The organism is Methylopila sp. 73B (assembly GCF_000526315.1).
Classification (GTDB): domain Bacteria; phylum Pseudomonadota; class Alphaproteobacteria; order Rhizobiales; family Methylopilaceae; genus Methylopila.
Genome location: NZ_JAFV01000001.1, coordinates 754,711 through 771,658, shown reverse-complemented (window position 1 = coordinate 771,658; position 16,948 = coordinate 754,711). Strand labels below are relative to the sequence as shown.

Here is a 16,948-nt window from a genome sequence, read left to right as displayed (position 1 = left end):
CACCTCACTTCTTTTCCATGACGCACTGCAGAGGATGCTGATGCTTTCGCGCAAAATCCATCACCTGCGTCACTTTGGTTTCGGCCACCTCATAGGTGTAGACGCCGCACTCCCCCGCGCCGTGATTATGGACGTGCAACATAATGCGCGTCGCCGCTTCACGGTCTTTCGAAAAGAACTGCTCCAGCACATGAACGACGAACTCCATCGGGGTGTAGTCGTCGTTCAAAATCAGCACGCGATAAAGGCTCGGCCGCTTGGTCTTCGGCCGCGTCTTGGTGACGACCGCGGCGCCGGGGCCGCCGTCGTCAGGCCGCCGCGGCCCGTTCGCGGCCCGAGGGCCGTCATATCCGTTCAGATCTGCGCGGGCAGAGATAAGAAGCGTCGTCGCGCCGTCGTTCATTTCACCGCCGTTCGCCTTCGGCTCGTCGCTTGCGCCCGGCGCGCCGCGCGGCGCGGCGCCGGGTCGCTTCGTCGATCCTAACCCAATTTTCCGGGTGCGCCAGATCGGACGCCGACCCGACGCTTCGTCAGGTATGATCGCCGCGGCCAAAAAAAAGCCCGGCGCGAGCCGGGCTTTCATGCAGATGGATCATGCCGGGGCGTGAGACCCACGGACTGTCGACCCTCGTGACGCGCAGGCTGCGACGTTACGCCCGCCGACGACGCGTCACGCGGGCCGTCACTTGGCCTTGGAGATCGCGGTCTCGATCGGCTTGTAGCTTTCCTTCGCGAGGTCGGCGTAGAGTTCGCCGATCTTCGTCATCCGCGAGACGTAGGTCTCATAGCTGGACTTGACGTAGTCGGTCTGCAGCTCGATCGCCTTGTCCAGCGTCTTCACGCCGAAAAACTTCTCGACGAAACCGGTGCTGTCCTCGAACGACTTTTTGGAGTAGTCGGCGACCTCGACCGCGATGGCCTGGAAGCCCTTGCTCACAGCGCCGAAGCTCTTGAGCGCGACATCAACGTTTTCTTTGCTGATCTTCTGCACGTCGTCAAAATTGGCGTTCATTGTGGTTGCTCCCTCCGGGCGAGCGCGCCCGTCTCCGTTCAGCAATCGACCGGCCCTCTGGGCCTCCCTCGGCGCGGATCAGACCCGCAAACCGTGACGGAGATATATGCACTGCAACATTTTTGTCAACGAAGATGTTTGCGGTGCACAATTATCAATCGATTTAACCCTCCCGTAACCGCGTCTGCTTAGCGTCGTTGACTGTGCCGTTCAGAGGACGGTGCGCCGCGCAGGTCCCGGATTCGTCCGGCGCCTCTCTGGAAGCGATCGCGAAGACGGGCCCCCCAGCGGCTGGACTTCGCGGCGCTCCGAGCTCCGTGCGGTAGGTGCGGCGACTTCCGGTTATCGGCCGGAGACGACGAGGACAGGGCGTCATGATTGCGAGTTGCGTAACTGGCCGTGGCGGCCGCATCGTCACCGGACTTCTGGCCGCGACGGTTTTCGCGGGAGCCACCTTCGCCGGCGTCGCGGAGGCCGACGCGCGGTCGAAGCGTAAGGTGAAGGCGACGTCCTCCCGTCCCGCCATCGCCCAGTCGATCTCCGCGCGGGCCAACTACGCCGCGCTGGTCGTGGACGCCAAGACCGGCCGCACGCTGTTCGAGAAGAATTCGGACTCGCTGCGCTTCCCCGCCTCGATCACCAAGGTCATGACGCTCTACCTCGTGTTCGAGGATCTCGAGCGCGGCCGGATCGAGCTCGATGGACGCATCACCATGTCGTCCCGCTGCTCCATGATGCCCCCGACCAAGCTCGGCGTCCGCACCGGCGGCGCGGTGCGCGTCGAGGACGGCATCAAGGCCCTCGTCACCAAGTCGGCGAACGACGTCGCCTGCGCCTTCGCCGAGAACCTCGAAGGCTCGGAAGCGGCGTTCGCGGAGCGGATGACGCGCAAGGCGCGCGCGCTCGGCATGAGCCAGAGCACCTTCCGCAACGCGTCTGGCCTGCCGAACCCCACCCACGTGACCACCGCCCGGGACCTCGTCACCCTCGGCCGCGCGATCCAGGATCGGTTCCCGCGCTATTACGGCTACTTCGGAACGCGGGTGTTCAACTTCGCCGGCCGCTCGATGCCGAACCACAACCAGCTTCTCGGCCGCGTCGAGGGGGTCGACGGCATCAAGACCGGCTACACCAACGCCTCCGGCTTCAACCTGCTGTCCTCGGTGAAGAGCAACGGCCGCTCGATCGTTGCGGTCGTGATGGGCGGGCGCTCCGGCGCCTCCCGCGACGCCCACATGCGCGAACTGATCGCGCTCAACATGCCGAAGGCGGCTCCTGGCTCGCGCACCGCGCCGCTGGTGGCCGAATCCGGCGAGCGCCCCCCGGCGCGCACGCGGCCTGCGGTCATCGCCGCCATCCCGATGCCGATCCCGGCCCCGGTCGTCGAGGCCGCGCCGGCCCCCGCTCCGGTGCCCATGCCAGTCGCCGCGCCCGCCGTCCCGGTCGTCCCGCCCGCGCCGCGCGCCGCGGCCGTCGCGGCCACCACGACGCCTTCGGCCGCCCGCATCGTGCAGACGGAACGCATCGTCGCCGCGGAAGCGGAGCCGGTCGTCGCCAGCTCGGGCGGCGCCACCACCACGCCGCAGACCCTGCGCTGGGTCGTGGGCGCCCCCGCCACGACCGGCAGCGTCGCCCGCGCCCGCGAACTCCCGCAGGAGGCGAGCGCCTACGCCGAGACCCAGGCTTCCGCGCTCCCCACGCCCTCCCCGCGTCCAGTCCGCGTCGCCTCTGCGTCCAACGACATCGAAGGCGCTCCGCAGGTCGCACCGACCGCCGAACGGCAGCCGGTGCGCAAGGGCTGGTTCATCCAGATCGGCGCCACCACGGCCCCGGACTCCGCGCAGGCCCTGCTGTCGGACGCCAAGTCCAAGGGCGGCCGCGCGCTGTCCTCGGCCGAGCCGTTCACCGAGGTCTACGCTAAGGGCGACACGACCTATTACCGGGCGCGCTTCGCCGGCTTTAACGAACGTTCCGCAGACGCCGCCTGCAAGGCTCTCAAGCGCAGCTCCGTCAGCTGCTTCGCCGTCAAGAACTGAGCGGGGAGGTCAGCGATGTCGCGGCCCCATCAGCATATCCTTCGCGGCGTTGACGCGGGCGGCGAGCTCCGTCGTCCCCCCCTGGTCGGGATGGATTTTCTTCATCAGCGCCCGATGCGCACGGACGATTTCTTCCGCCCGCGCCCCCGGCTGCAGGCCAAGGATCTGATACGCCTCCTGTTCCGTCATTACGCCCGACCGACGGAACCCTCCCCCGCCGCGCCGCCCGTCCGCGTCGCGCTGAGCGCCCTCACTCCCGCCGGCCGCCCCGCGGTGACGATCACCTTCGGACGCGGCTGAGCGGCGCCGGGCGCCGGGCAGCGCGACGGCGCCGAGTCCGACGGCGCCCAGCCCGAGCAGCGTCAGGCCGAGCACCGGCTTGCCGGACACGGTCATGGCGAAGCCGATCGCCCAGGCGGCCCCGGCCAGAAACCGCAGCGTCTTCCGAAGGCGCTGCACGTCGGCCGCCACGAACAGGCGGCCGAGCGCCACGAGCGCGGCGAGCGCCATCGCTCCCACAAGAACCCAGATCATCGACTCACGACTTCCATAGCTGCGGCGCTTGCGTCGCCCGGCGCCACCAAAGCATGACCGGGCGGCGCCCCGCCATCGCCCAGGCGCCGTGGCGCGGCGCGCCGCATCCTGCTAACCCGCTCCCCGCGAACCGGGCCAGAGACCCGGAGAAGCCCGCGAGGAGCCCGATGTCCCGACCCGCCGTCGTCACCACCGTCGCCGAGCTGCGCGCGCATCTGAAGCCCTGGCGGCAGGCCGGCGAACGGATCGCGCTGGTCCCGACCATGGGCGCGCTGCACGCCGGCCACATCTCGCTCGTGCGGATCGGCCACGCCCGCGCCGAGCGCGTGGTGACGTCGATCTTCGTGAACCCCAAGCAGTTCGCCCCGACCGAGGACCTCGCCACCTACCCGCGCGACTTCGACGGCGACCTCGCCAAGCTGGCGGAGGCCGGCGTCGACCTCGTGTTCGCGCCCGAGGCGGGCGAGATGTATCCGGACGGCGAGGCGACCGTAGTCACGGTCGGCGGGCCGTCGGCGGGCCTCGAGAGCGACGCGCGGCCGCATTTCTTCGCCGGCGTCGCGACCGTCGTGACCAAGCTGCTGATCCAGTGCGCGCCGGACGTCGCGATCTTCGGCGAGAAGGACTTTCAGCAGCTCGCCGTTATCCGGACGTTAACCCGCGATCTCGCTTTGCCGACCGAAATCGTGGCGGGCGCGACCATGCGGGAGCCCGACGGCCTCGCGATGTCCTCGCGCAATCTCTACCTCGGCAAAGAGGATCGCAGGCGTGCGACCGCGCTGTCCGCGGCGCTCGCCGCCGCGGGCGAGGCGATCGAGGACGGCGCGCCGGTGGACGCCGCCCTCGTCTCAGCCCGCCGGGCGATCGAGGCCGCCGGCTTCACGATCGACTACGTCGAGCTCCGCGACGCCGAGACGCTCGCGGCCTCGACGCGGCCCGGCAAGCCGCGGCGGCTGCTGGCGGCGGCGCGGATCGGCGGCGTCCGGCTGATCGACAACATCGCGGTCGTCGCCGTCGAGTGAGGCGGACGCCTTAAACCAGCGACGACCGGGAGCGCTTGGCGTCGACGCTCCAGGGGCCGGGGCCGGCGAAGACGATGTAGAGGAAGACGAAGCAGAACAGGATCGCCAGTTCGCCCTTGTTGACGATCGGGTAGAAGCTCTGCGGCGCGTGCGCCATGAAGTAGGCGACCGCCATCTGGCCCGAGAGAATGAACGCCACCGGCCGCGTGAACAGGCCGATCGCCAGCAGCACGCCGCCCACGAGTTCGAGGATGCCGGCCGTGAGGCTCAGCGTCGACAGCGGGTTGGGATAGGGGGTCGGAAAGCCCAGCAGCTTGACCGTCCCATGCTGAAGGAACAGCAGCGCGGATATGATGCGCAGGACGCTGAGGACTTGCGGGCGCCAGGCGGTGAGAGCGTTCATCGGGAGCTCCTGTGATCGATGCGCTCGATGATAGAGCCATCGCGCCGCCCGACGAACCAGCGGACGCGCAAAACCCCTCGTCCGAACGTGCAATAAGACGCTATCCGAACGACGCTTGGGTTACGCCCCCCCGACGCCAAGCCCGCCAGCCGGCCTCGTCGTCGACATCCGAGAGCCGTTCCAGAAATCCCACCGAATCGCCTGCGTTCGCGCGCGTGTCGGCAAGCGCGTGCTCCGTCGACCACCGGACGTTTCGAAACAGGTTCGGGACGCGCGGACGCCCGCGCGCGCCGATCAACCAGTAGCCGCCGTCATCCGCGGGACCGAACACGATCTCGTGCGTCCCCAGTGCGCGGAACGCCTGCGCGACATGGCGGCGCCGCACGCCGGGGATGTCCGACCCGACGATGATGGTCGGGGCGCTGCGGTTGAGGTCGATCAGCCGCTGCATCCGGGCGCCGAGGTCGCCCGACCCCTGCCCGATGCGCGCGATGTCCGCCGGCCAGAACCCCTTCGCCGCCGCTACGTCGGGCGCGACCGCCAGAATCGTGCGCCAGCGCGGGTCCCGGCCGACCCGCCGGAGCAGCGCCGCCGTCGCCGTGCGGTAGAAGCGCAAGGCCTCCGGCGCGCCGATGGTGCGCGCGAGCCGCGTCTTCACGCGGCCCGCGACCGGCGCCTTCACCATCACGAACAGCGTGGGACGCGCGCGAGGCTCAGCCATAGAGCCTCGCGATCCGCGCGGGCGACACCCCGCCGAGATACAGGGCAAGACAGAGGGCGTTCCGCGCCATGCGGCGGAGATAGCCGGCGCGGCGGTAGCGGGCGGCGCTCGTCACCGCGCGGACGGGCAGGATCGTCAGCCGCCGCCGGCCGATGCGGCGAACGAGGTCGACGTCCTCCATCAGGGGCGCATCGGCATAGCCGCCGAGGCGATCGTAGAGCGCGCGGGAGATCAGCAGCCCCTGATCGCCGTAGGGCAAGGCGAGCAGCCGACCGCGCCAACGCACCATGCGCTCCAACCTCCGGGCGGCCGGAACGTCATCGTCCAGCGCGAAGGCGAACGCCGCGGCCCCATTGTCGCCGGCTTGGATCGCGAAGCGCTCGGCGACCGCGCTCCAGCCGGCGTCCAGCCGCGTGTCGGCGTGGAGGAACAGCAGCCAGTCGCCGGTCGCGAGCCCGGCGCCCCGCCGAAGCTGCGCCCCGCGGCCCCGCGACCCGACGATCACCCGGCAGCCGAAAGCCTCCGCCGCGTCGCGCGTGCCGTCCGAAGATTCGCCGTCGCTGACGACGACTTCGGCGATCGCATGTCGACCCTCCTCCAGGCTCGCAAGCGTGGCCGATAGTGCGCCTTCGGCGTTCAAGGTCGGGATGATCACCGAAAGCCTCACGGCTCGTCCTCGGGCGGCGCGAGGACGACGATCTCGTCGGCGTAAGCGCGCGCGAGGTGATGCTGATGCAGGCTGCAGAGCACCGTGAGCCCGCGTTCCCGCGTGAGGTCCTTGAGCAGCGAGAGCACTCCCGCGGCGGAGTCGGGATCGAGGCTCGCCACCGGCTCGTCCGCGAGCAGCACGGCGGTGTCCTGCACCAGCGCGCGCGCGATCGCTACCCGCTGGCGCTGTCCGCCAGACAGTTCGTCCGCGCGGGCCTCGGCCCGGTCTCCGAGCCCGACCCGATCCAGCGCCGCCATCGCCGCGCGGGCGTCATCCGGCCGTGGACGGCCGAGCGCCACGCGCCACAGCGGCGTGCTTGCAAGGACTCCCCCGAGCGCGTTGTCCAAGGCCGAGCGGCGCCGAACGAGGTTGAAGTCCTGGAACACGAAGCCGATGCGCGCCCGCGCCTCCTTCAAAGCCCGGCCCGACAGCGCGTGCATCGGCCGGCCGTCGACGAAGGCTTCGCCGGCGTCGGGCGCCGCCAACCGCGCGAGGCAACGCAGCAGCGTGGTCTTGCCGGCGCCGCTCGGCCCGAGAAGCGCGACGAAGCTCCCGCGCGGCGCGGTGAGCGAGGCGTTCCGAAGCGCCGCGCGGCCGTCGTAGGCCTTCGAGAGCCCCCGCACGACGACGCCGCCGTTCACGCCAGCCTCCGGCGCGCGACGGCGCTGAAGGCGTCGATCGCGGTCACCATGACAAGGATGACCAAGATGATCGCAAATACGCGCGGCGAGTCGAGCAGGTCCACGGCGTTCTTCAACTCCTGCCCCAAGCCGCCGGCGCCGACGACGCCGAGCACGGTCGAGGCGCGAACGTTGAACTCGAGAATGTAGAGCGCGGTGGAGGCGAGCCCCGGCGCGACGTCCGGCAGGAGCGCGTGCAGCGCGATCTTGAGACGCGAGGCGCCGGTGAGCGTCGCGGCCTCGATCGGGCCGGGGGCCGCCTGCTCGATCGTCTCCGACCAGAGCTTCGCGATCGAGCCGGCGGAATGCAGCGCGATCCCCAGCAGACCCGCAAACGGCCCGAGACCGACAGCCGCCACGAACAGCAGGGCGAAGACGAAACTGTCGACCCCGCGCAGCACGTTCAGCAGCGCCCGGGCCGGCGCGTAGACCAGCGCGCCCGGCGCCGTAGTGCGGGCGGCGAGCAGGCAGAGCGGCGCCGCCACGAGCGCGCCGAGAACCGTCCCCAGCGTCGCCATGGCGAGCGTCTCGCCGGCGCGGCGCAGAAGCGTGGCGCCATCCTCGAAGTTGGGCGGCCAGGCCCGGGCGCCCCAGGCGGCGACCCGAGGCAGCCCCTGCCACAGACGGGCGAGATCGACCTCGGCGACCCGCCACATCAGCGCGAGCGCCGCGATCGCGAGCGTCGCCGCCAGCAGCCGGCCGAGCCACCGCCTCAGGTCAGACGGCACGGCTCACTCAGGCGCCCGCGGCTTCAGCTTGCCGATGGCGACGCCGGCGTCTTCGATCAGCTTGTAGTCGGCGTGTGCGGCGGGAACCCAGCCGGTGTAATGGGGCGGCATCACCGCCTTCGCCTCTTCCTCGTCGATCGCGACCACCGCCTGGCGCAGCGTCTCGACGCGCGCAGGGTCAAACCCCTTGCGAACCACGAGAGGGTCATTCGGCAGCGGCTCCGAGGTCCAGACCACCTTCACCTGGTCCGGCTTCAGCAGCCCGCGCTCCTGCATGGCGCGCAGGTTGCGGTCGTAGTCGGTGGCGAGGTCGACCTGTCCGTTCGCGACCGCGATCTCGTTCGCCGGATGCGAGGCGCCGTCGCGGTATCTGAAGAAGGTCTTGGGGTCGATCCCCTTGGTCTTGAACCACCAGGTCGGGATCAGCCAGCCGGAGGTGGAGCCGACGTCGGCGAAGGAGATGCTCAGGCCTTTCGCGTCATCCGGCCAGTTCGCGATCTGGAGGTCCGGACGGCCGACGACGATGGCGTGATAGGTCGGCTTGCCGTCGTACTTCACCGTCGCGATCGCCTGCGCGTCCCCTTCGCGGTTCGCGAGCACGTAGCCCCAGGGACCCATCCAGGCGACGTCGGCCTGTCCGGTCGCGAGCGCCGTCGCGATGCCGGCCCAATCCGTGGTGACGACCAGTTCGTAATCCACCCCAAGCGTCTTCGCGAGATAGGCGAAGAACGGCTCGTAAGCCTTTCGCGTGTCTCCCGGCGTCGGTTGGAACGGGCCGACCGCGAAGCGCAGGGTCTCCGCCCCGGCCGGAGCTGCGCTGGCGGCGAGGAGGAGCGCCGCGGCGGCGAGGCGTCGAACTGCGGTGCGCACAAGCGGCTCCCATGGGTTGCGGCCAAATCGATCGGACACGTGTAGCATCCCTCCCATGGCTTTCGTATCTCAGGACATGACGATCCCCCCCGATACGACGCCGGACGGCCCGCTGTTTCTGTTCGGCGGCCCTTATTCGAACCTCGAGGCGACCGCCGCCGCGCTGTCCGAAGCGACGCGCCTGGGAGTTCCGCCGCATCGCGTGGTCTGCACCGGCGACGTCGTGGCCTATGGCGCGGACGCGAAGGCCTGCGTGGAGCTCGTGCGTCGTGCGGGCGTCCATGTCGTGATGGGCAATTGCGAGGAGCAGCTCGCGGCCGGCGAGGAGGACTGCGGTTGCGGCTTTGCGCCGGGAAGCGCCTGCGACCGGCTTTCCGCGGCCTGGTTCGCGCATGCGTCGCGCGAACTCGGGCCGGACGACCGTGCGTGGATGGCCGCCCTGCCCCGCCGGCTGGACGTCGCGGTCGGCGGCCTGACCCTCGCGGTGATCCACGGGTCGCTCGATCACATCGCCCGCTTCGTCTTCCCCTCGACGCCGGCGCGGGTGAAAGCCCTCGATCTCGCGGCGTCCGGCGTCGACGGGATCGTTGCGGGCCACTCCGGCCTCCCCTTCAGCCAGGTGATCGACGGCCGCCTCTGGCACAATCCCGGCGCTGTCGGGATGCCGGCGAACGACGGCCGACGGGAGGTTTGGTGCAGCCTGCTCACCCCGGGCCCCGAACCGCGGAGCGTCGTCGTCGAGCACCGGCGGCTGGAGTACGGCTGGGCGGCGGCGGCGACGAAGATGCGCGCGGCCGGGTTGCCCGAGGGCTACGCCGCGGCGCTCGGAACCGGCCTTTGGCCAAGCTGCGACGCCCTGCCTCCGGCCGAGGTCAAGCGCACGGGCCGCCCGGTCGAACCCGGCGGCGTCGTCTGGCGCCGGGACCGGGACGACGCGCCGGCCTGGCCGGTCTCGGCCGCGGTTGCTCGGCTCGCGCCCGAAAAGTTTCAGAACGGCGCTTTGACCGCGCGCGGCGAGCCTCGCGCCACGGTCGGGCTTTCCAGCTTGCGCACGCTCTGGATCAACACGGGCACGCTCTGCAATCTCGCCTGCGCGAACTGCTACATCGAGTCGACGCCCCGCAACGACCGGCTTGTCTACATCACGGCCGCTGAGGCCGGCGCCTTCCTCGACGAGGCCGCGCACGACCATCCCGAACTTGCAGAGATCGGCTTCACCGGCGGCGAGCCGTTCATGAATCCCGACCTTCTGGCGATGGTCGAGGACGCCCTCGCCCGCGGTCATCGGGCGCTGGTGCTGACAAACGCCATGCGGCCGATGCAGCGGCTGAAAGCGCCCCTGCTGGCGCTTAAGGAGCGCTACGGCGGGCGGCTGACGCTGCGGGTCTCGCTCGACCACTACGACCCGGCGCTGCACGAGCTGGAGCGCGGGCCGCGCAGCTTCCAGCCGACGCTCGACGGCTTGAAATGGCTGGCCGATCAGGGCTTTGCGCTCTCCATCGCGGGACGCCTGTTCTCCGGCGAGGCGGAAGGCGTGGTGCGGGCGGGCTTCGCCCGGCTGTTCGCCGCGCACGACGTCCCCGTCGACGCCGCCGACCCTGTCGCCCTGACGCTGTTCCCGGAGATGGACGCCGGCGCCGACGTCCCCGAGATCACCACCGCCTGCTGGGGCCTGCTGGGCGTCGATCCGCGGAGCCTGATGTGCGCCTCCTCCCGCATGGTGGTGAAGCGCAAGGGCGCGGACCGCCCCGCCGTGCTCGCCTGCACCCTGCTCGCCTATGACGAGCGCTTCGAGCTCGGTGCGACGCTCGCGGAGGCCAGCCGGCCCGTCGCGCTCAACCATCCGCACTGCGCCACCTTCTGCGTCCTTGGCGGCGCGGCCTGCAGCGCAGGCTGAGCGCTCGCAATCGCCGCCGAAGACGGCCACATAGGAGGGAGAGGCGCCGTTCAAGGCGCGATTCCGCCCTCCGAGGAGACCGCCATGGCCCGCCGACCGACCGACCCCCGCGACGCCGCCGAGGCGGCGTTCAAGCCGAAGACGCCCACGGCCCCGCCGGCGCCGAAACCCGCCGCCATCCCCGGCGCCCGCGAACAGGTCACGCTCCGGCTGGACCAGGACGTGCTGCTCTATTTCCAGGACGACGGCGCCGGCTGGCAGGACCGCATCAACGCGGCGCTGCGGGACTACGTCCAGACGCACGGCGGCTTCGGCGGCGACGATCGGTCGATCCCGGTCGACCAGCTCTCGAGCGCCAACGACGACGGCGTCGGCTGAGGGCCGCGGGAACCCGCCCGCGTCGCCGTCGTTGACGACGGCATCCACGCCGCTATGAATGCCGGACGGCCGATGGCTTGGTCTGGACAGGCCGTCGAGCGCGAGAACGTCGCACGGCCCCGTAGCTCAGCCGGATAGAGCACCAGCCTTCTAAGCTGATGGTCGGTGGTTCGAATCCACCCGGGGTCGCCATTCCGTTCTCGCGTGGCCAGGGATAATCTCCGGCCGGCGCGTCGCCCGTGTCCACGCCGGCCAAGCCGCTCACGTTTTGGCCCGGCCGCTCTCTCCGTCCGACCGGCCTTTCGCCCCCACCTTACCTCTTTCGCACCCTGCCAAAGGCTTTCGGGCGCCTTCGCCGAACCGCGCCCGCGGCGCGGGGCGCAATCGGCGGATGTCGGGCGCGCCCGAGGTCTCGGATGGGCGGCTTTCGCCCCTTCCCGGCTTGCCGGCACTGTCGCGGACCGCCTCGAAAGATAGGCGATCTCATGCGTGCGGCGGCGACGGACGGGACCTCATCCATGGCGCGAAAGACGGCCTTGATCCTTGGCGCGACCGGACAGGACGGCGCCTATCTCGCGGAGCTGCTGCTCGCCAAGGGCTACCTCGTCCACGGTCTGAAGCGCCGGTCGTCGTCCTTCAACACCGGACGGATCGACCATCTCTACCAGGACCGGCACGAGGACGACGTCCGCTTCACGCTGCACCACGGCGACATGACGGACGCGACGAACCTCATCCGCATCGTCCAGGAGGTCCAGCCCGACGAGATTTACAACCTGGCCGCGCAGAGCCACGTCCAGGTCAGCTTCGAAACGCCGGAGTACACCGCGAACGTGGACGGGCTCGGCACGCTCCGCGTGCTCGAAGCGCTGCGAATCCTGGGGCTGACCAAGTCCTGCCGGTTCTACCAGGCCTCCACCTCCGAGCTGTTCGGCCAGGCCGCCAGCGTGCCGCAGGACGAGAGGACGCCGTTTGCGCCGCGCAGCCCCTACGCCGCGGCGAAGCTCTACGCCTACTGGATTACGGTGAATTACCGCGAGGCCTACGGCGTCCACGCCTCCAACGGCATCCTGTTCAATCACGAGAGCCCGATCCGCGGCGAGACCTTCGTCACCCGGAAGATCACGCGGGCCGTCGCGGCGATCGAGCAGGGCCTCCAGCCGATGGTCTATCTCGGCAACCTCGACGCCAAGCGCGACTGGGGCCACGCGCGGGACTACGTCGAGGGCATGTGGCGGATCCTGCAGCAGGACGAGCCCGAGGACTACGTGCTCGCGACCGGCGAGACCCACACCGTGCGGGAGTTCGTCGAGGCGGCGTTCGGCTACGTCGACCGCGAGATCGCGTGGAGCGGCTCGGGGCTGGAGGAGCAGGGCCACGACGCCCGCACGGGCGAGCGGCTGATCGCGATCGACCCACGCTACTTCCGCCCGACCGAAGTGGACATCCTGCTCGGCGACCCGACCAAGGCCCGACTGAAGCTCGGCTGGAAGCCCACGACGAACTTTTCCTCCCTCGTCGGCGAGATGGTCAGCTCCGACCTCGAGGCGGTCCTGACCGAAGCGAGGCGAAACGACCGCTATGGCTGACGCGCTGTCCTCCCCGCCCCGCTCGTTCGAACTCCCGGGCAAACGGATCTTCGTCGCCGGCCATCGCGGCATGGTCGGCTCGGCGCTGATGCGCCGGCTCGCCCGTGAAGACTGCGAGCTGCTGACGGTCGACCGCGCCGAGCTGGACCTTCGACGTCAGACGGACGTGGAACGCTGGATGGCCCGCTGCCGGCCCGACGGCGTCATCGTCGCCGCGGCACGCGTCGGCGGGATCGCCGCGAACGCCCGCGAGCCCTACGAGTTTCTCTACGACAACCTCATGATCGGCGCGAACCTGATCGCCGCGTCGGCCGCGGCCGACGTCGAGAAGCTGCTGTTCCTGGGGTCGAGCTGCATTTACCCGCGGTTGGCCGAGCAGCCGGTGCGCGAGGACCAGTTGCTCACCGGTCCGCTCGAGCCCACCAACGAGGCCTACGCGATCGCCAAGATCGCCGCGCTCATGCTCGCCCGCAGCCTCAACGTCGAGCATGGCCGGCGCTTCGTCACCGCGATGCCGACGAACCTCTACGGACCCGGCGACAACTTCGATCCTGCGAGCTCGCACGTGCTGCCGGCGCTCATGCGGCGGATCCACGCCGCGAAGGAGGCCGGCGACGCGGCCGTCACGATCTGGGGATCGGGCGCGCCATTGCGGGAGTTCCTGCACGTCGACGATCTCGCCGAGGCCTGCGTCCTCGTGCTCCGGCGGTATGACGAGGCCGTGCACATCAACATCGGCTCCGGCGAGGAGGTCAGCATCCGCCAGCTGGCGGAGACGATCGCCGACGTCGTGGGCTACTGCGGCGAATTCGTCTTCGACCGCGCGAAGCCCGACGGCGCGCCCCGAAAGCTGCTCGCGGCCGACCGCATCCGCGCGCTCGGCTGGCGACCGCGCGTCACCCTGGCGGATGGGATCGCCGCTATCTACCCGCTATGGCGCCGGCAGATGTCGCACGACTCTCGCGCGCAGGCGCTGGCGTAGGCTCCAGACGGTCGACGCGCAGGATGTCGCGAGGCTCGAGACGCGTGAACTCGTTGGCCGGCAGGTCGACATAGGCGTCGCCGACGACGCGGGCGATGCGGAAGGACGGCGTCGGGATCTGCGCCGGGCCGGAGGCGAGACGTCCGCCGGTCTCGGTGAGCGCCGCCGTCGCGGCGCGAAGCTTCCGCTCGATGCGCGCGAGATTAAGGTCGAGGTCGAGCAGCGCGCCGGCGTTGTCCTTCGCCTGCTGATCGCTCAACTCCTGGATCTTCTGCTCGATCTGCAGCTTGTTCTGTCGGGCGCGGGCCAGATAGGAATCGAGGTCGAGCGCGTCCCGCCGGGTGGCCGACAGCTGCCGCTTGGACGCGAGCAACCGCGGCAGCGGCGCGAGCCCCTTCTCCACGAGCCCCTGGGCGGTGTTCACCTCCTGCTGGAGCAGGTCGATCTCGTCTTCGTGGAGCGCGATGCTGCGCCTCAGCGCGGCGATCTCCTGATCGTAGTTCACGCCCTGGCTGCGAAGCGCCGCCTGTTGGCCGGCCAGCACGGTCTTCCGCACCTCGAACAGCGCCTTCTCGTTGTCGATGATCGCCGTCGTGTCGGCCGCCGGCACGAAGGAATCGCCGAGCGCCGCGCCGTCCGGGGCGAACGGCGCCCGGGCGATCTCCGCCGCGATCCGGGCGCGGTGGACCCGCGCGGCGACGCGGGCGAGCCGCTGGTCGGCGACCTCCTGCTCCGCCGCGATCACCTGCAGCATCAGCGAATCCGTCGCGAGCCGCGGCCTCCGCAGACCGCCGGCGACCGCCACCAGTTCGAGCGCCACCATCCCCGGGCGAAACGCATATTGCCCCGGCCGCTCGAGCTCGCCTGAGGCGAACACCGGCGCGTATTCGGCGACCTCGACCAGCGGCGGGCTGCGGGTCGGCGCACGTTCGGCTAGACGGGCGCCGAGGTCCTGCGCGAGATCGGCGACGCTGCGATCGGCGGCGGCGAGGCTGCCGACCAGCGGGTAGCTGATCGCGCCGTCCGGCCCCACCCTGAACTTCCCCGTCAGCTCAGTCTCGCCCACCACGGTGATCTGCAGCAGATCGCCGGCGCCGAGCCGGTACTCTGCGGGTCGATCAGCGGCGCCGACTTCGGCCGGCTGAAAAAGCGCGATCGTCGCGACCGCGGCGGTCAGGGCCAGCGAGCCTCTTGAGGCCATACGACGGATGCCCATGATCAAGCTCCTGTGGTCTTGAGCATGCGCGGCGCCGCAGACGCCGCCGAGCCGAAGTCCACGCTCTCCGGCGCCGCGGCGGGCCGCGGCGGGGCGACGACCGGCGCTTGGCGCGCCGCGGCCCCCGCCTTTGCGCCAAGCGCGACGCAGCCGGCAATGCGGACGCCGCGGAGCGCGAACAGGCGAACGGCGTCGGACAGCGCCTCGCGGGAGCTCACGCCCACCGTCTCGACCAGGATGACGGCGTCGGCGAGGGCGCCGACCTGCAGCGCCGCGCGCGCCTGAGCCAGCGAAGGCGCGTCGATGAGAACCACGTCGAACCGCTCTCGCAGAACGCGGATGCGGCCCGCAAGGTCGAGCGCCGAAGCCTGTCCGCGGACGCGGACCTCGTCCAACGCCCCGAAACGCGCCGCGCTGCGCGCGTCCGCGGACAGCCGGACGCCTGAGACGTCCTGCGCCGGCCCATGGACCGGCGGTTCGCTCGACCCCTCGCGGATGGCGAACGCGCGCTCGACGGCCTGGCCGCCGGGCTCCGCGTCGACAACAGCCACCGACAGGCCCTCGCCGGCGAGGCTGCGGGCGAGCGCGACGCAGAATGCCGTCCGCTCGTCAGCGTCGTCGTCGGACGACGTCGCGAGCACCACCTTGCGGTTGGCCTGCGGCTGATCGAGCCCCAGCGCCGCGCCGATCCGCGCGATCGCCGCGGCGCGGGGCCGGCCGCCGGCCCCGCGCCGGGGCAACGCCCCGAGCAGCGGCGCGCCGACCAAGCGTTCGAGCTCCTCCGTCGAGCGCACCGCGCCGTCGAGCCGCTCCCGCAGCAGCGCGCAGCCGACGCCGGCCGCGCAGCCGGTCACGAGGCCGAGCGCCAGCAGCGGCAGCAGCTTCGGAGTGGTGGGGACCTGCGGCGGCTGCGCGCGCGACAGCAGGCTGGCGTCGGAGGTCGCCAGGCCCTCCTGCTCGATGGTCTGCTTGTAGCGGTTGAGGAAGCTCTCGTAGATCGAGCGGTTGGCGGCGGCTTCGCGTTCCAGCTGGCCCAAGACGACGCGGTTCTGCCCGATCTCGCCCGCCACGCGCTCGAGCGCGGCCACCTCGCTCGCCAGCGCGCGCTCCTTGCCGCGCGCGACCTCGACCTCGTTCGCGAGGCTCGCCACCACGCGCCCGATCTCGGCGTCGATCTCGGCGCGCACGGACACGAGCTGCCTGCGGCGCGCCGGAAGCTCCCCGCTCTTCAGCGCGCCGCTCTGTTCGATGTCCGCCACCTGCCGGACGAGCTCGGTCTCCCGGGTCCTGAGGGACTGCACCGTGGCGGAGCCCAGCGCCTCGCTGAACGCGATAGCGTCCGGGCTGTCGCGCACGACAAGGCGGACCGCCTCGAGCCGCGCTTCGGCGCCGGCCCGCTGCGAACGGGCCGCGGCGAGCTCCGCGCTCAGCGCCGCCAGCTTTTGCCCGTCCACGGTGAGGCCGTTGGTCTCTTCGAGCCGTTTGGTCCGTCGGAAGGCCTGCGCCGCGGTCTCGGACTCCCTCAGGCGCTCGCGCAGATCGTCGAGCTTTTCGCCGAGCCAGGCGCTCGCCCGCCGCGTCGCCGCCGTCTGCACCGCGATCTGGTGCTCGAGATAGGCGTCGGCGTAGGCGTTCGCCGCCCGGGCCGCGAAAGCCGGGTCGGGCGACTGCATCGAAATGAAGATCGTGAAGGACCGGCTGTCGTTGTTGACGCGGAGTCCCTGCATCAGCCGGTCGACGGCCGGGTCGGACGCCGGCTCCGTCGCGAAGGGCTCCGGCGCGCCGCCGAACAGCCGGTCCCACCAGTTCGGCGCGGACGGCGAGACCGGGACCGACTTGAGATTAAGACGCTTCGCCACCTCGGTCGCCATCGACCGCGAGGCGATCAGGTCGAGCTCGGTGCGGAGCACCGCATTTTCCTGAGGCAGGCGCGACACCACCGCATCGACGGTCAGGACCTGGACCTTGCGGGCGTCGAGCGCCACCACCGCTTCCGCGACGTATCGCGCTGGCAGCGTGGCGTAGGCCCCGACCGCGCAGGCGAGGCCGAGGACGACCGGGAGAAGGAGCGCGACGCGCCGTCGGCGCGCCACGTCGGGCAGCGACGAGCGGGGTTCGCTCGCAGCCTGTTCCGCGACGATCATGACCTACTCCCCCTCCCGGTCGTTCTG

At 70.8% G+C, this 16,948-nt stretch carries 16 protein-coding genes, 1 tRNA gene and 1 pseudogene; 7 read left to right on the top strand and 11 right to left on the bottom strand.

All coding sequences use genetic code 11. From position 1 onward, the window contains the following. Positions 1-4: 4 nt before the first annotated feature. Positions 5-358 carry an ATP-dependent Clp protease adapter ClpS gene (gene clpS, locus K244_RS0103720; RefSeq protein WP_036306171.1) on the bottom strand — a complete coding sequence of 118 codons (354 nt, stop codon included), beginning with the start codon at positions 356-358 and terminating at the stop codon, positions 5-7. A gap of 324 nt (positions 359-682) precedes the next feature. Next, positions 683-1,012 (bottom strand): phasin family protein, encoded by a 330-nt coding sequence (locus tag K244_RS0103715; protein ID WP_020184900.1) that lies wholly within the window; start codon positions 1,010-1,012, stop codon positions 683-685. 374 nt (positions 1,013-1,386) lie between these two features. Between K244_RS0103715 and K244_RS0103710 the strand changes: the two genes are divergently transcribed. Further along, entirely contained in the window at positions 1,387-3,048 is a 1,662-nt protein-coding gene (locus tag K244_RS0103710; protein WP_020184899.1) for a D-alanyl-D-alanine carboxypeptidase, read from the top strand. Positions 3,049-3,057: 9 nt separating this feature from the next. Here K244_RS0103710 and K244_RS24085 read toward each other — a convergent pair. Then, a pseudogene (locus tag K244_RS24085) lies at positions 3,058-3,261 on the bottom strand (DnaJ domain-containing protein); the annotation flags it as partial. A gap of 488 nt (positions 3,262-3,749) precedes the next feature. Between K244_RS24085 and panC the strand changes: the two are divergent. Then, the gene (panC, locus tag K244_RS0103700) at positions 3,750-4,604 is read left to right on the top strand and encodes a pantoate--beta-alanine ligase (protein ID WP_020184897.1); all 855 of its coding nucleotides are present in this window, start codon (positions 3,750-3,752) and stop codon (positions 4,602-4,604) included. Positions 4,605-4,614: 10 nt separating this feature from the next. On the opposite strand, the gene K244_RS0103695 is transcribed toward panC, so the two are convergent. From K244_RS0103695 to K244_RS0103670, 6 genes are all read right to left on the bottom strand, one after another. Next, positions 4,615-5,007 (bottom strand): DoxX family protein, encoded by a 393-nt coding sequence (locus K244_RS0103695; protein ID WP_020184896.1) that lies wholly within the window; start codon positions 5,005-5,007, stop codon positions 4,615-4,617. A 100-nt stretch (positions 5,008-5,107) separates the two neighbouring features. Then, positions 5,108-5,728 carry a TIGR04282 family arsenosugar biosynthesis glycosyltransferase gene (locus K244_RS0103690; protein WP_020184895.1) on the bottom strand — a complete coding sequence of 207 codons (621 nt, stop codon included), beginning with the start codon at positions 5,726-5,728 and terminating at the stop codon, positions 5,108-5,110. Continuing rightward, positions 5,721-6,395, bottom strand: coding sequence for a TIGR04283 family arsenosugar biosynthesis glycosyltransferase (locus tag K244_RS0103685; RefSeq protein ID WP_020184894.1), 675 nt, complete (start codon positions 6,393-6,395; stop codon positions 5,721-5,723). The genes K244_RS0103690 and K244_RS0103685 overlap by 8 nt, the downstream gene beginning before the upstream one ends. Then, on the bottom strand, positions 6,392-7,078 hold the full coding sequence (locus K244_RS0103680) for a phosphonate ABC transporter ATP-binding protein (protein ID WP_020184893.1): 687 nt from the start codon (positions 7,076-7,078) through the stop codon (positions 6,392-6,394). The genes K244_RS0103685 and K244_RS0103680 overlap by 4 nt, the downstream gene beginning before the upstream one ends. Next, entirely contained in the window at positions 7,075-7,845 is a 771-nt protein-coding gene (gene phnE / locus K244_RS0103675) for a phosphonate ABC transporter, permease protein PhnE (RefSeq protein ID WP_020184892.1), read from the bottom strand. Before phnE ends, K244_RS0103680 begins: the two co-directional genes overlap by 4 nt. A gap of 3 nt (positions 7,846-7,848) precedes the next feature. After that, on the bottom strand, positions 7,849-8,754 hold the full coding sequence (locus K244_RS0103670) for a phosphate/phosphite/phosphonate ABC transporter substrate-binding protein (protein ID WP_245259733.1): 906 nt from the start codon (positions 8,752-8,754) through the stop codon (positions 7,849-7,851). Positions 8,755-8,791: 37 nt separating this feature from the next. On the opposite strand from K244_RS0103670, the gene K244_RS0103665 reads away from it, so the two are divergent. The 5 genes from K244_RS0103665 (at position 8,792) to K244_RS0103645 (ending at position 13,561) form a co-directional block, all read left to right on the top strand. Further along, the gene (locus K244_RS0103665) at positions 8,792-10,612 is read left to right on the top strand and encodes a radical SAM protein (protein ID WP_051460070.1); all 1,821 of its coding nucleotides are present in this window, start codon (positions 8,792-8,794) and stop codon (positions 10,610-10,612) included. A gap of 84 nt (positions 10,613-10,696) precedes the next feature. Continuing rightward, the gene (locus K244_RS0103660) at positions 10,697-10,990 is read left to right on the top strand and encodes a BrnA antitoxin family protein (RefSeq protein WP_020184889.1); all 294 of its coding nucleotides are present in this window, start codon (positions 10,697-10,699) and stop codon (positions 10,988-10,990) included. 115 nt (positions 10,991-11,105) lie between these two features. Then, positions 11,106-11,182: transfer RNA gene (locus K244_RS0103655), tRNA-Arg, on the top strand. Between the two features lie 326 nt (positions 11,183-11,508). Beyond that, positions 11,509-12,579, top strand: a complete 1,071-nt coding sequence (gene gmd / locus K244_RS0103650; RefSeq protein ID WP_020184888.1) for a GDP-mannose 4,6-dehydratase — start codon at positions 11,509-11,511, stop codon at positions 12,577-12,579. Then, the gene (locus K244_RS0103645) at positions 12,572-13,561 is read left to right on the top strand and encodes a GDP-L-fucose synthase (protein WP_020184887.1); all 990 of its coding nucleotides are present in this window, start codon (positions 12,572-12,574) and stop codon (positions 13,559-13,561) included. Before gmd ends, K244_RS0103645 begins: the two co-directional genes overlap by 8 nt. On the opposite strand, the gene K244_RS0103640 is transcribed toward K244_RS0103645, so the two are convergent. Both K244_RS0103640 and K244_RS0103635 read right to left on the bottom strand, forming a co-directional pair. Beyond that, the gene (locus K244_RS0103640) at positions 13,500-14,777 is read right to left on the bottom strand and encodes a polysaccharide biosynthesis/export family protein (RefSeq protein WP_036305451.1); all 1,278 of its coding nucleotides are present in this window, start codon (positions 14,775-14,777) and stop codon (positions 13,500-13,502) included. The genes K244_RS0103645 and K244_RS0103640 overlap by 62 nt on opposite strands. 2 nt (positions 14,778-14,779) lie before the next feature. Then, positions 14,780-16,921, bottom strand: coding sequence for an exopolysaccharide transport family protein (locus K244_RS0103635; protein WP_024816293.1), 2,142 nt, complete (start codon positions 16,919-16,921; stop codon positions 14,780-14,782). Between the last annotated feature and the right edge of the window lie 27 nt (positions 16,922-16,948).

Excerpts from the sequence above, each read along its gene's own strand:
- K244_RS0103715 (WP_020184900.1), bottom strand. The coding sequence starts at position 1,012 with ATGAACGCCAATTTTGACGACGTGCAGAAGATCAGCAAAGAAAACGTT.
- K244_RS0103710 (WP_020184899.1), top strand. The coding sequence starts at position 1,387 with ATGATTGCGAGTTGCGTAACTGGCCGTGGCGGCCGCATCGTCACCGGA.
- panC (WP_020184897.1), top strand. The coding sequence starts at position 3,750 with ATGTCCCGACCCGCCGTCGTCACCACCGTCGCCGAGCTGCGCGCGCAT.
- K244_RS0103695 (WP_020184896.1), bottom strand. The coding sequence starts at position 5,007 with ATGAACGCTCTCACCGCCTGGCGCCCGCAAGTCCTCAGCGTCCTGCGC.
- K244_RS0103690 (WP_020184895.1), bottom strand. The coding sequence starts at position 5,728 with ATGGCTGAGCCTCGCGCGCGTCCCACGCTGTTCGTGATGGTGAAGGCG.
- K244_RS0103665 (WP_051460070.1), top strand. The coding sequence starts at position 8,792 with ATGACGATCCCCCCCGATACGACGCCGGACGGCCCGCTGTTTCTGTTC.
- K244_RS0103660 (WP_020184889.1), top strand. The coding sequence starts at position 10,697 with ATGGCCCGCCGACCGACCGACCCCCGCGACGCCGCCGAGGCGGCGTTC.
- gmd (WP_020184888.1), top strand. The coding sequence starts at position 11,509 with ATGGCGCGAAAGACGGCCTTGATCCTTGGCGCGACCGGACAGGACGGC.
- K244_RS0103645 (WP_020184887.1), top strand. The coding sequence starts at position 12,572 with ATGGCTGACGCGCTGTCCTCCCCGCCCCGCTCGTTCGAACTCCCGGGC.
- K244_RS0103640 (WP_036305451.1), bottom strand. The coding sequence starts at position 14,777 with ATGGGCATCCGTCGTATGGCCTCAAGAGGCTCGCTGGCCCTGACCGCC.
- K244_RS0103635 (WP_024816293.1), bottom strand. The coding sequence starts at position 16,921 with ATGATCGTCGCGGAACAGGCTGCGAGCGAACCCCGCTCGTCGCTGCCC.